Below are 12,113 nucleotides of genomic sequence, written 5' to 3' on the forward strand. Positions count from 1 at the left end.
GAAGATCCCGTATTTGCTGGGTTTAGGTATCTAATGATAAATCCATGCGAATGGCAAAATGCGTGAGCGCAGCCTGGACGCCGATCTGGCCCTGGCGCTGACCCTCAACGCGCGCGAGCTGCTGCGCGACGAGCCGCTTAAAGTGTTGCTGATGTCGGCCACCCTCGAAGGTGAGCGGCTGGCGACCCTGCTCGACGACGCGCCGGTGGTCAGCAGCGAGGGCCGGATGTTCCCCGTCGAAATGCGCTGGGGTCAGCCGTACCAGGCGGCCGAGCGCATCGAGTCGCGCACCGTGCAGACCGTGTTGCGCGCGCTGGATGACGAAGACGGCAGCCTGCTGGTATTCCTGCCTGGACAGGCCGAGATCCGCCGGGTCGCCGAGGCGCTGGCCGAACCCCTTGCCGATCGGCCCGACGTGCTGCTGTGCCCGCTGCATGGCGAACTAGAGCTCGGCGTCCAGCGGGCGGCGATCGAGGCCCCGCCGCCGGGGTGGCGCAAGGTGGTGCTGGCGACCAACATCGCCGAGACGAGCCTGACCATCGACGGGGTGCGGGTCGTGGTCGATGCGGGCCTGGCGCGGGTGCCGCGCTTCGATCCGGGCAGCGGCATGACCCGCCTGGAGACCCGGCGGATCTCGCGCGCCTCGGCAACCCAGCGTGCCGGGCGTGCCGGTCGCCTGCAGCCCGGCGCTTGCTATCGCTTGTGGTCCGAGGCGCAGCACGCCCAGCTGGCCGCGTACACCGAACCTGAGATGCTCCAGGCGGACCTCGCCGGGCTGGCACTGCAGCTCGAGCGCTGGGGTGTGGTGCCCGACGAGCTGGTCTGGCTCGATCCGCCGCCGGCCGCCGCCTACGCCCAGGCGCGCGCGCTGCTGCAAGGTCTCGGCGCGCTCGCGCCACAGGCGGGCGGGCTGCGGCTTACCGCCCACGGCCAGGCGATGGCCGAACTGCCGACACATCCGCGTCTGGCCCACCTGCTGTTGCGTGGCCAGACGCTCGGGCTTGCCGGGCTCAGCGCCGATCTGGCTGCGGTGCTCAGCGAGCGGGATTTCCAGCGTGGCGGCGGTGCCGATCTGGCGAGCCGACTGGCGCAGCTCGAAGCCGGACGCGGCGGCATCCAGCGCGTGCGCCAGCTGGCTCGGCAGTTTCGCGGCCTGCTGCGGGGGCGCGTCACCGACCCGGTGGCCGATCCGCAACACCCGCGCTGGCTGGGCGCGCTGCTGGCGTTCGCCTATCCCGACCGGATTGCTCGGCAGCGCCAGGAGGGCGGCGGCGCTTATCGCCTGGCCAATGGCCGTGCGGCACAGTTCGCCGAGCCGGATGGCCTGATGAAGGAGCCTTGGCTGGTGGTCGCCGAGTTGGGCAGCCATCAGGGACAGCGCGAGGAACGCATCTACCGCGCCGCGGTGCTGGATCCGGCGCTGTTCGAGACGGTGCTGGCCGAGCAGGTACGGGTGCAGGACGAGCTGGAGTGGGACGATCGCGAGGGTGCGCTGCGCGCCGAGCGCCAGCGCCGGATTGGAGAATTGGTGCTGTCACGCGAGCCGCTGCCGGGTCTGGACGAGGAGGCCCGCAGCGCGGCGTTGCTCGGGCTGGTGCGGCGCAGGGGGCTGGAGCTGCTGCCCTGGACGCCGGAGCTGCGCCAATGGCAGGCCCGGGTGATGCTGTTGCGTGAGCTGCACGCCTGCGATGGCACCGGCGAGTGGCCCGACGTCAGCGACGCGGGGCTGCTGGCGACCCTCGAGCAATGGCTGCAGCCCTACCTGGGCAAGGTCACCCGCCTCGCGCATTTTTCCGCGCTGGACCTGCCCGGCATGCTGACGGGGCTGTTGCCGTGGCCGCTGCCGCAGCGCCTCGATGAACTCGCACCGACCCACATCGCGGTGCCGTCCGGGTCGCGCATCCGTCTCGATTACAGTGAGCAGCCGCCGGTGCTCGCCGTCCGGCTGCAGGAGTTGTTCGGCCTGGCCGACACGCCGCGCATCGCCGGCGGGCGGCTCGGGGTGAAGCTGCACCTGCTGTCACCGGCACGCCGGCCGGTGCAGGTCACCCAGGACTTGGCGAGCTTCTGGCGCAACACCTATCTGGAGGTCAAGAAGGACCTCAAGGGACGCTACCCGAAGCACTACTGGCCGGACGATCCCCTGGTTGCCGAACCCACCGCGCGGGCCAAGCCGCGAGGCCAGTGAACGTCAGTCGCCGGCGGGCAGCAGCAGGCGCACCATCAGCGGTCGGTGGTTCGACAGCCCGGCGGTGCCCTGCTGGCGCACCGATGCCTCGAGGCGCTTGAGACTGTCGCCGTGGAACAGGTGGTCGAACACCTGCAACTCCTCGCCCCGCTGAAAGGTGGCCCACTGGCGTTGCCCCGGTCCGGCGATTTCCCCCAGGCGCGGCACCTGGCGAAAGGGTGAGAGGTTCTCCGGCAGGGCAAGGGTCTGGCCTTCGGCCGAATAGGGCAGGTTCCAGTCTCCGGCGACCAGCCAGTGCCTGTGTGCGTTCTGCCAGTCGGCCATGAGGCGACCGATCTCGGTGGCTTGGCCGAGCGCATTGCCCTCCAGGGCGCTGTCGAGCCGGGTGGTGGCGACGGTCAGGATGGCGCCGCCGCGCATCGGTAGCTCGGTGATCAGCAGCGCCGGTTTGGCGGCGAAGGGCGCGGATAGCCAGTTGCCGGGCTCCGTCGGCAGCTGAACGCGCTCGGCGGCATCGATGTGGAAGCGGCTGAGCAATGCCAGCTTGACCCCTATCGGGCCGGATTCGCGTGGGTCGGGCAACCAGCGCGCCTTGCGATGGAAGGCTTCGCTGCTGCACGGATAGAAATCCCCGAGCGCCTGCTGCAGCTGTGCCAGCTGGTTCTGCCGGGCAGTGGCGCCATCGCCGTCATGTACTTCTTGCAGCAACAGCAGGTCAGGGCTTTCCTCGTGCACGATTCGCGCGACTTCTGCGAGGTTGGCGGCTACCTCGGCCGCGTCCACCCGCTCCGCGCGGCGCTCGCCACGGCTGGCATCGGAGCGCTGTTCGCGGCTGCCGGTGAAGCCTTGCACGTTCCAGGTCATCACCTTCAGCGCCTGCCCGGCGAGCAGCTGGGGCGCCTGAGCCGTGCAACTGACCGTCGCAGGCTCGCGCTCGGCGGGTTTCCAGGCCAGCAGATAGGGCAGGGTGCCCGCTGCCAGAAGCCCGGCAGCGAGGCCGAGTAGCGACAGGACGATGAGGCGGGAGCGGATCATGGGCAGTGCGGCAGGGGCAACGGGACTGTAAGCCTAGCAGCCTGGAGCGCCCGATGGGCGCCCGGCTGGACTCAACCCTCGGCCCAGTACGCCGCTTCGATCTTGTGTCCGTCCAGGTCGCGGACGAAGCAACCGTAGTAGGGCTCGCCATAATGCGGCCTCGGCCCCGGCGCGCCTTCGTCGGTGGCGCCGGCTGCCAGCGCCGCGGCATGGAAGGCATCGACCGCGGCCTTGTCGCTGGCGATGAAGCCGACATGGGTACCGTTGCCGCAGCTGGACGGGCGCCCGTCCAGTGGGCGTTGCAGCCAGAATTCGGGATATTCGCGACCCCAGGCGACCGCGCCGGGATGCTCGAGAACTCGGCGGCAGCCCAGGGTCTGCAGGACCCGGTCATAGAAAGCCGTGGCTTCGTCGAAACGGTTGGTGCCCAGAGACACGTGGGACAGGATGCTGGGGTTGGAGTCGGCCATGACAGTCGCCCGATCGGAAAGGGTTCGCTAAGCCTAGTCGGTTTCCGGCGATTGCCGGCGGGCCTCGAGCAGCATGTACAGGCGATACACGACGATGCTGGCGAACAGCTGAAGCATGCCGAGCGCGCTGTCGAGCAGCACCGCCGGCAGCAGGCCGAGCGGCGCGTCCGAGCTGCGCTGGGCGGATATCCAGAAACCGACCAGCCACAGCGGTAACATCACCGTGACCAGGCAACCGAAGAGCGGCAGGAAGTGCCCGCGGGTCATGGCGAAGCTCTGCTTGATCGCGTCTAGCGGCGAAAGGCCGCGCAGCACCAGCAGGTACTCGGCGAAGCAGATGCGCACCATGATCCAGATGCCCGGCAGCACGAACAGCGAGGCGCCGAGCATGATCAGCAGGGTGCCGAGCGCGGCGACCACCGCGAAGGCCGGCCACATCTGCGCGGCGCGGACCAGCAGATCCCGGGGCGCGGGGGAGTGGCCGTGGCTGCGCGCATCGAGAAACAGGATCAGCGCACCGAGGTAGAGCGGGTAGAAGATCAGGCCCACCAGAAGCTCATAGGCGGTCGAGGGGCTGTCGGCCGTCCAGCTCGCCACCAACTGCTGGGCCAGGCTCTCGGCCAGGATCAGCGGCAGGCACAGCACGGCGATGGTGGTCAGGTGACGGCTGTAGAAGTAGCAGGCGTCGCGGAGTATGGCGAAAGGATTCATCCGGCAGAGGTCGTGATCGGGCGGGGCGCCACTTTAGCCCAAGCCTGAGGCAGGGCCAAACTGCCGATCGTGAGGGCCGTCTCGCTCATCCACGGCGGGGGCTGACCACCTGGACGCGTTTGCGCGCATACTGGCCCGCCTTCAGCTGCGAGGTCGCCTGCTTGAACCGCATTGCTCTGTTCGCCGACGTGCAGAACCTCTATTACACCGTGCGCCAGGCCCATGGCCGGCACTTCAACTATGCCGCGCTCTGGGCCGAGCTCAGCGCCCGCGGCGGCATCGTCGAGGCCTACGCCTATGCGATCGACCGGGGCGACGCCAAGCAGCAGCAGTTCCAGCAGATCCTGCGCAACCTCGGCTTCGAGGTGAAGCTCAAGCCCTACATCCAGCGCAGCGACGGCTCGGCCAAGGGCGACTGGGACGTGGGCATCACCATCGACGTGCTCGACGCCGCCGCGCGGGTCGACGAGGTGGTGTTGGCCTCGGGCGACGGCGACTTCGACATGCTGCTCGACAAGGTGCGCCAGGCCCACGGCGTACAGACCTGCGTCTATGGCGTGCCGGGGTTGACGGCGCAATCGCTGATCCGCGCGGCCGACCGATATCAGCCGGTCGAGGGCGCGCTGCTGCTCTAGCGTCGCCCGGCGCCGTTGCCATTGTGCAGAGGCGCTGGCACGCGCCGCTCGAAGGGCGTGGAGAGAATGATCGAGGTCTTGCTCGCGCCATACTGGCTCAGCTGGTCGATCAGTGCTTCGAGCGCCTCCATTGATTCGAGCGATGCCTTCATCAGGACACAGGCGTCGCCAGTGACGCGGTAGCAGTGATCGATCTGCGGGATCTGCGCCAGCGCTTCGAGTGTGCGGCGCGAGTCGTGGTCGGCGATGCGTAGCTCGATCAGGCATTCGATTGGCAGGCCGATGCGCGACGGGTCGATGGCCGCGTGGTAGCCGGTGATTACCCCATTCGCTTCGAGCTTGGCGACCCGATCGGCCACGGCCGGAGCGGACAGGTTGATGCGCCGCGCCAGGTCGGCAAACGACAGGCGGGCATTTTCCAGAAGTGCAGCCAGTAGCTGCCGATCGAAGCGATCCATGAGGAAATCCGTAGTGCTGTGCTTTCAAAGGGATGATGCCTGTTTTTCCATCGTTTGAACGGCTGTGCCGGCCTTTAAAGCCTGATCTGTGCTTATTTTTGCGCTCGCGCCTTACCTAGAATGAGCACCCCTGTCCCTCTTTTCGAGCTGCTGCCATGCGTTCGTCCCGTTTTCCGTTGCTGCTGGTAGGCGCCTTCCTGGCGCTGTATCTGATCTGGGGTTCGACCTACCTGGTCATTCGCATCGGGGTTGAATCCTGGCCACCGATGCTGCTCGCCGGGTTGCGCTTCGTCATCGCCGGCAGCCTGATGTTCGGCTGGCTGCGCTGGCGCGGCGTGCCGATACCGAGCCGGCGGGAGTGGGTCTGCTCCGGGATCGTCGGGATACTCCTGCTCAGCTTCGGCAACGGCGGTGTGACGGTGGCCGAACATCTGGGCGTCGCCTCCGGTGTCGCGGCGCTCGCGATCGCCACGGTGCCGCTGTTCGCGCTGCTGTTCGGCCTGTTCTGGGGACAGCGCACCACCGCGCTGGAGTGGGGCGGCATCCTGCTCGGGCTGATCGGCATCGGGCTGCTCAACCTCGGCCACAACATGCAGGCGAGCCCGCTCGGCGCGGTGCTAGTGCTGTTCGCCGCGGCAAGTTGGGCGTTCGGCTCGATGTGGAGCCGCCACCTGACGCTGCCCAGCGGGCCGATGGCGAGCGCCGCGCAGATGCTGGTCGGCGGTAGCGTGCTGCTGCTCGGCAGCGCCGCCAGTGGTGAGCGGTTGGAGCAAATGCCAAGCGCGGCGGGGTGGGGCGCGCTGGCATACCTGATCTTCCTCGGTTCGATCGTGGCTTTCAGCGCCTACCTCTACCTGCTCAAGCACGTACGCCCGGCCGCGGCCACCAGCTATGCCTACGTCAACCCGGTGGTGGCGGTACTGTTGGGTATCGCCTTCGCCGGCGAACGCATCGGTCCCGAAGAATGGCTGGCGATGATGGTGATCGTCAGCGCCGTGTTGCTGATCGGCCTGCCGCAGTGGCGTCGACCCAAGGTGGCCGCACCGGCGGCCTGAAGCTCGCGGCGCGGTCGTGAGCAGGTAAACTGGCAGGCCTTCGCGTCCTACCGGTTCTGCTGCCATGACTTTCGCCGCCCTCGGCCTCTTCGATCCCCTGCTGCGCACCCTCGATTCCCTCGGCTACGACACCCCGACACCGATCCAGACCGAGGCGATTCCGGCGGTGCTCAAGGGGCGCGACCTGATGGCCGCCGCGCAGACCGGCACCGGCAAGACCGCCGGCTTTGCCCTGCCGCTGATGCAACGGCTGGCCACCGCCGGGCCGAGCGTCGCCAGCAACTGCGTCCGCGCCCTGGTACTGGTGCCGACCCGCGAGCTGGCCGAGCAGGTCCATGAAAGCTTCCGCCGTTACGGCGAGGCCCTGCCGCTGCGCACCTATGCGGTGTACGGCGGCGTCAGCCTGAACCCGCAGATGATGGCGCTGCGCAAGGGCGTCGACGTGCTGGTCGCGACCCCCGGGCGCCTGCTCGACCTCTATCGGCAGAACGCGGTGCGCTTCGAGCAGTTGCAGGCGCTGGTACTGGACGAAGCCGACCGCATGCTAGATCTGGGCTTCGCCCGCGAGCTGGACGAGCTGTTCGCCGCGTTGCCGAAGAAGCGCCAGACGCTGCTGTTCTCCGCGACCTTTTCCGATGCCATCCGCCAGCTGGCGGGCGAGCTGTTGCGCAATCCGCTGTCGATTTCGGTCAGCCCGCGCAACGCCGCGGCCAAGACCGTCGAGCAGTGGTTGGTGCCGGTGGACAAGAAGCGCAAGGCCGAGCTGTTCCTGCACCTGCTCACCGAAAATCGCTGGGGCCAGGTGCTGGTCTTCGTCAAGACCCGCAAGGGTGTCGACCAGCTCGTCGAGGAGCTGCAGGCGCAGGGTATTTCCAGCGACTCGATCCACGGCGACAAGCCCCAGCCGTCGCGCCTGCGGGCACTGGAGCGCTTCAAGGCCGGCGAGGTGCAGATCCTCGTCGCCACCGACGTCGCCGCGCGCGGGTTGGACATTCACGACCTGCCGCTGGTGGTGAACTTCGATTTGCCCATCGTCGCCGAGGACTACGTACACCGCATCGGCCGCACCGGGCGCGCCGGCTCCAGTGGCAAGGCCCTGTCGCTGGTCGCAGCCGATGAAGTCGAGCATCTGGCCGCCATCGAAACGCTGATCGGCCAGGTTCTGCGCCGCCGGGACGAACCCGGCTTCATCCCCGAGCACCGTGTTCCCACCACGGTGCTCGGTGGGCAGATCATCAAGAAGCCGAAGAAACCCAAGAAGAAGGACGCCGCACCCGGCAAAGGCAAGATCCACCTCGGCAACTGGTTCGACGAAAGCGAAAAGCCCAACGCCAAACCGATCCGCAAGGTGCCGAGCCTGGGTGGTGGGAAAGAGGGCAAGAAGCGCTAGTGCTGTTCGCGATCCGCAGCCTGCGTGGGGCCTGGGATGAAAAACGCGACGCACCAACCTGTGCTGGAACCCGACAGCGGACCGTGGAGCGGTCTTGACCGCGAGCTTTTGATGCGGCGCATAGGGGAGTCCGGGGGCGCCTGGCGGCGCCATTCGCGGTCAAGACCTCTCCCACAAAAGCAGCCTCTGTCGGCCGGCCAACGGGACGGCCACTAGTACCTCATCATGCTGATGGGCATCGCCACGAAGAACTCCATCCTGCTGATCGACTACATCATCCTGGCGCGCCGTGACTACGGACTTTCACGCCTGGACGCGGTCATCGACGCCTGCAGCAAGCGTGTTCGCCCCATCATCATGACCACGCTCGCCATGGGCACCGGGATGATGCCGATCGCCCTCGGGTGGGGCGCAGACCCGAGCTTTCACATGCCCATGGCCATCGTGGTGATTGGCGGGCTGATCACCTCGACCGTGCTTAGCCTGCTCGTCATCCCCGTGTTGTTCACCTATCTGGATGACGCCGAGCAATGGCTGCGCCACGTCACGGGCCATTCGAGCAGTCACGGGCTCGCCAGGGTTCCCGAGTAGTTTGGCGGGGCTGAGGATTGCGCCGCCCCATCCCGAATGGCTTCGGTCGCGGGCCTCTTATCCCTTGAATCCCTTCGCCACCAGGTAGACCTCCCGCGACCGCGGCCGCGAGGCCTCCGGTTTGCGGATCACCACCTTCTCGAACGAGGTGCGAACGTCCTTCAGGAACTCGTCGGAGCCTTCGCCCTGGAAAACCTTGGCCACGAAGTTGCCGTTGGGCTTGAGCACCTGCCGGACCATGTCGAGGACCAGTTCCACCAGGTACATCGAGGAAGCCTGGTCGGCGGCCGCGACGCCGCTGATGTTGGGGGCGATGTCGGAGATGATCAGGTCGGGCTGGTTGCCGTCGAGCTTGTCGAGGATCTGCTGGAACACCGCGTCCTCGGTGAAGTCGCCCTGGATGAAGTCGACGTTGTCGAGCGGGTCCATCGGCAGGATGTCGCTGGCCAGGACCCGTCCCTTCTCGCCCACCAGGCCGCCCGCCACCTGCGACCAGCCGCCGGGGGCGGAGCCGAGGTCCATGACCAGCATGCCGGGGCGGATCAGCTTGTCCTTTTCGTTCAGCTCGATCAGCTTGTAGCTGGCACGGGAACGCAGGCCGTCCTTCTGAGCTCGTTTGACGTAAGGATCGTTGACGTGTTCATCCAGCCAGCGGCGGCTGCTTTTGGATCGTTTCATGAGGGGGCCAGGCACGGAAAATCGATGGGAGACGCGGACCCGCGCACGGGACACAAGGGCAACGTGCTGGGCGCAGAGTGCGGCAATTATAAGCCGATAACGCCGGGCGCGGGGCAGGGCGCCCAGCGGCGGCCCGCACCGCGCCTTGCGCGGAACCCAAGGCCAGGCCTGACAGGGGCGGCGGCCGGCGGGTACAATTCACGGCTTACCCGCCCCCTTGTAGCTTCCTTTGCCGGAGTCACCGGCCAGGACCATCGCCATGATTCGCATCAACGAACTGTCCCTGCCCCTCGACCATTCCGCCGAGGCGCTGCGTAGCGCCATCGTCGAACGCCTCGGCATCCGCGACTCCGATCTGCTGAACTTCACCGTGTTCAAGCGCAGCTACGATGCCCGCAAGAAGAACAGCGTCATTCTGTTCATCTACATCATCGATCTGGAGGTCCGTGACGAGGCTGCCGTCCTGGCGCGCTTCGCCGATGACCGCCATGTAAACCCGTCGCCGGACACCCGCTACTATCCGGTCGGCCAGGCGCCGGCCGACCTCGGTGAGCGTCCGCTGGTGGTGGGGTTCGGCCCCTGTGGGCTGTTCGCGGCGCTGTCGCTGGCGCAGATGGGCTTCAAACCCATCGTGCTCGAGCGCGGCAAGGATGTGCGCCGCCGTACCAAGGACACCTGGGCGCTGTGGCGCAAGAAGACCCTGACTCCCGAGTCCAACGTGCAGTTCGGCGAGGGCGGGGCCGGCCTGTTCTCCGACGGCAAGCTCTACAGCCAGATCAAGGACCCGAAGTTCTACGCTCGGAAGGTGATGCACGAGTTCGTCCGCGCCGGCGCGCCGGAAGAGATCATGTACGTCAGCAAGCCGCACATCGGCACCTTCCGCCTCACCGGCGTGGTCGCCGCCATGCGCGAGGAGATCATCGCCCTGGGCGGCGAGGTGCGCTTCGAAAGCAAGGTGACCGATCTGCTGATCGACGATGGCCAGCTCGAGGGCGTGGTGCTCGCGGATGGCGAAATCCTGCGCAGTCGCCATGTCGTGCTGGCGCTGGGTCACAGCTCCCGCGACACCTTCCGCATGCTGCACCGCCAGGGCGTGTTCATCGAGGCCAAGCCCTTCGCCGTGGGATTTCGTATCGAACACCCGCAAGGCATGATCGATCAGGCCCGCCTGGGCAAATACGCAGGGCACCCGGAGCTCGGCGCCGCCGACTACAAGCTGGTCTATCACGCCAAGAACGGCCGCGCCGTCTACAGCTTCTGCATGTGCCCGGGCGGCACCGTGGTGGCGGCCACCTCCGAGCCGGAGCGCGTCGTGACCAACGGCATGAGCCAGTACTCGCGTAACGAGCGCAATGCCAACGCCGGCATCGTCGTCGGCATCAACCCGGAGCAGGATTTCCCCGGCGGCCCGCTGGCCGGCGTGGAGTTGCAGGAGCGCCTGGAGTCGCGCGCCTATGAACTGGGCGGCCGCGATTACTGCGCGCCCGCGCAACTGGTGGGCGACTTCATTCGTGGCGTGCCTTCCTCCGAATTCGGCGAGGTGGAGCCCTCCTACAAGCCCGGCGTGCGCCTGGGCGATCTGGCGCCCTCGCTGCCCGATTACGCGATCGAGGCCATCCGCGAGGCGCTGCCGGCCTTCGGCAAGCAGATTCGCGGATTCGATCGCGACGACGCGGTGCTCACCGGCATCGAGACCCGCACGTCCTCGCCGGTCCGTATCACCCGCGACCCCGAGACCCTGCAAAGCCTCAACCTGCGCGGGCTGTACCCGGCCGGGGAGGGCGCAGGCTACGCTGGCGGCATCCTGTCGGCTGGGGTGGACGGCATCAAGGTCGCCGAAGCCTTGGCCAAGTCGATTTTGTCCGAAACACAAACGACCGACGTACAGGCCAACTGAGCCGGACCGATGAAACTCGACGACATCAAGAAACTTCACCAGAAAAAATACCGAACCGAGTTCGGCCATTTTCTGGTCGAGGGTGAACACTTGCTGCTGGAGCTGCAAAAGGCGGCAGAGAAGAACCCGCAGCTACAGAGCAGCCGGCTGTACGTGACCGGCGCCTACGAACACTGGCAAAGCCCGTTCGAAACCCAGGTGATCACCGACCGCCAGATGGCGCAGATCGCCGACACCAAGACGCCGCAAGGGATCATCGCCCTGGTGCCGATGCCGACGATAGCAGCGCCGGCCGCATCCGCCGATCATGAACGCGCCATCTACCTGCACGAGATCCAGGACCCGGGCAATCTGGGCACCATCCTGCGCACCCTGGCGTGGTTCGGTCGTTTTCGCTGCCTGCTCAGCCCCGGCAGCGTCGACCCGTACAACCCCAAGGTCGTGCGCGCCAGCATGGGCGCCATCTTCCATGCGCCCTTGGAGCTGGATGTGGAACTGGATTCGCTGCGCACGCGGTTCGAGCGCATCGCCTGCCTGGACATGAACGGCGAGCCCGTGCAATCGGACAGTTTCAAGACCTTCGATTGCTACCTCTTCGGCAACGAGGCGCGCGGCGTGCCCCGCGAGCAGCTGATCGCACTCGACGCCCAGCCCTTCACGATTCCGGGTGCTGGCGCCATCGAATCGCTGAACCTGGCCGCGACGGTGAACATGTGCGTTTACGAGCTGAATAGGTAGCGCTCAGGAAGGCGGAGCCTAGAGAGGCATAAACCGACAGCAGTCACGGCTGCCGGGAGGTGGCCGTGACAGAGGGGCTGGGCTGTGATCTCTCGGTAGGTTGGTCATCCGGGGCATTCCCGGCATTCTGAAAGTGCGACCAACCAAGCCTTCCAGGAGCCCCGGATGAACCTGCATAAACATGCCCCTCGCCTGACGGTCGAGCCCCCTCTGGTTCGTCGCATCTTGGCTGGATTGCGTGTCGAAGAGCCGCCCAAGCCGCAGGCG

The 12,113-nt window shown here is 67.0% G+C and carries 10 protein-coding genes and 2 pseudogenes; 7 read left to right on the top strand and 5 right to left on the bottom strand.

The window, feature by feature from the left end; all coding sequences use genetic code 11:
* Positions 1-55 precede the first annotated feature (55 nt).
* Positions 56-2,188 (top strand): annotated as a pseudogene (gene hrpB / locus G7026_RS00095) (ATP-dependent helicase HrpB); the annotation flags it as partial.
* Positions 2,189-2,191: 3 nt separating this feature from the next.
* Here the strand turns inward: hrpB and G7026_RS00100 are convergent.
* From G7026_RS00100 to G7026_RS00110, 3 genes are all read right to left on the bottom strand, one after another.
* Positions 2,192-3,223, bottom strand: coding sequence for an endonuclease/exonuclease/phosphatase family protein (locus G7026_RS00100; protein WP_181068544.1), 1,032 nt, complete (start codon positions 3,221-3,223; stop codon positions 2,192-2,194).
* A gap of 71 nt (positions 3,224-3,294) precedes the next feature.
* Positions 3,295-3,693, bottom strand: coding sequence for a VOC family protein (locus G7026_RS00105; protein ID WP_181068546.1), 399 nt, complete (start codon positions 3,691-3,693; stop codon positions 3,295-3,297).
* A 33-nt stretch (positions 3,694-3,726) separates the two neighbouring features.
* Positions 3,727-4,404 (bottom strand): hypothetical protein, encoded by a 678-nt coding sequence (locus tag G7026_RS00110; protein WP_181068547.1) that lies wholly within the window; start codon positions 4,402-4,404, stop codon positions 3,727-3,729.
* A gap of 161 nt (positions 4,405-4,565) precedes the next feature.
* Here G7026_RS00110 and G7026_RS00115 point away from each other — a divergent pair, with 161 nt between their 5' ends.
* Entirely contained in the window at positions 4,566-5,039 is a 474-nt protein-coding gene (locus tag G7026_RS00115; RefSeq protein WP_181068548.1) for a LabA-like NYN domain-containing protein, read from the top strand.
* Here the strand turns inward: G7026_RS00115 and G7026_RS00120 are convergent.
* Positions 5,036-5,497 carry an Lrp/AsnC family transcriptional regulator gene (locus G7026_RS00120; protein ID WP_181068550.1) on the bottom strand — a complete coding sequence of 154 codons (462 nt, stop codon included), beginning with the start codon at positions 5,495-5,497 and terminating at the stop codon, positions 5,036-5,038. The genes G7026_RS00115 and G7026_RS00120 overlap by 4 nt on opposite strands.
* A gap of 155 nt (positions 5,498-5,652) precedes the next feature.
* On the opposite strand from G7026_RS00120, the gene yedA reads away from it, so the two are divergent.
* The 3 genes and pseudogenes from yedA to G7026_RS00135 all read left to right on the top strand — a co-directional run.
* Positions 5,653-6,552 (top strand): drug/metabolite exporter YedA, encoded by a 900-nt coding sequence (yedA, locus tag G7026_RS00125; RefSeq protein WP_181068551.1) that lies wholly within the window; start codon positions 5,653-5,655, stop codon positions 6,550-6,552.
* Positions 6,553-6,616: 64 nt separating this feature from the next.
* Positions 6,617-7,942, top strand: coding sequence for a DEAD/DEAH box helicase (locus G7026_RS00130; protein ID WP_181068552.1), 1,326 nt, complete (start codon positions 6,617-6,619; stop codon positions 7,940-7,942).
* 219 nt (positions 7,943-8,161) lie between these two features.
* A pseudogene (locus G7026_RS00135) lies at positions 8,162-8,533 on the top strand (efflux RND transporter permease subunit); the annotation flags it as partial.
* Positions 8,534-8,590: 57 nt separating this feature from the next.
* On the opposite strand, the gene rlmE reads toward G7026_RS00135, so the two are convergent.
* On the bottom strand, positions 8,591-9,211 hold the full coding sequence (gene rlmE, locus G7026_RS00140; protein WP_138406992.1) for a 23S rRNA (uridine(2552)-2'-O)-methyltransferase RlmE: 621 nt from the start codon (positions 9,209-9,211) through the stop codon (positions 8,591-8,593).
* 259 nt (positions 9,212-9,470) lie between these two features.
* Here rlmE and G7026_RS00145 point away from each other — a divergent pair, with 259 nt between their 5' ends.
* Positions 9,471-11,108 carry an NAD(P)/FAD-dependent oxidoreductase gene (locus G7026_RS00145; protein ID WP_181068554.1) on the top strand — a complete coding sequence of 546 codons (1,638 nt, stop codon included), beginning with the start codon at positions 9,471-9,473 and terminating at the stop codon, positions 11,106-11,108.
* Between the two features lie 9 nt (positions 11,109-11,117).
* Entirely contained in the window at positions 11,118-11,846 is a 729-nt protein-coding gene (locus G7026_RS00150; RefSeq protein ID WP_181068555.1) for a TrmH family RNA methyltransferase, read from the top strand.
* Positions 11,847-12,113: the final 267 nt, after the last annotated feature.

The sequence above is a fragment of the Stutzerimonas azotifigens genome, assembly GCF_013522725.1.
In the GTDB taxonomy this organism is placed as follows: domain Bacteria; phylum Pseudomonadota; class Gammaproteobacteria; order Pseudomonadales; family Pseudomonadaceae; genus Stutzerimonas; species Stutzerimonas azotifigens_A.

What these genes read in the sequence shown, in the direction of transcription:
- G7026_RS00100 (WP_181068544.1), bottom strand. Translation starts at nt 3,223, where the DNA reads ATGATCCGCTCCCGCCTCATCGTCCTGTCGCTACTCGGCCTCGCTGCC.
- G7026_RS00105 (WP_181068546.1), bottom strand. Translation starts at nt 3,693, where the DNA reads ATGGCCGACTCCAACCCCAGCATCCTGTCCCACGTGTCTCTGGGCACC.
- G7026_RS00110 (WP_181068547.1), bottom strand. Translation starts at nt 4,404, where the DNA reads ATGAATCCTTTCGCCATACTCCGCGACGCCTGCTACTTCTACAGCCGT.
- G7026_RS00120 (WP_181068550.1), bottom strand. Translation starts at nt 5,497, where the DNA reads ATGGATCGCTTCGATCGGCAGCTACTGGCTGCACTTCTGGAAAATGCC.
- yedA (WP_181068551.1), top strand. Translation starts at nt 5,653, where the DNA reads ATGCGTTCGTCCCGTTTTCCGTTGCTGCTGGTAGGCGCCTTCCTGGCG.
- G7026_RS00130 (WP_181068552.1), top strand. Translation starts at nt 6,617, where the DNA reads ATGACTTTCGCCGCCCTCGGCCTCTTCGATCCCCTGCTGCGCACCCTC.
- rlmE (WP_138406992.1), bottom strand. Translation starts at nt 9,211, where the DNA reads ATGAAACGATCCAAAAGCAGCCGCCGCTGGCTGGATGAACACGTCAAC.
- G7026_RS00145 (WP_181068554.1), top strand. Translation starts at nt 9,471, where the DNA reads ATGATTCGCATCAACGAACTGTCCCTGCCCCTCGACCATTCCGCCGAG.
- G7026_RS00150 (WP_181068555.1), top strand. Translation starts at nt 11,118, where the DNA reads ATGAAACTCGACGACATCAAGAAACTTCACCAGAAAAAATACCGAACC.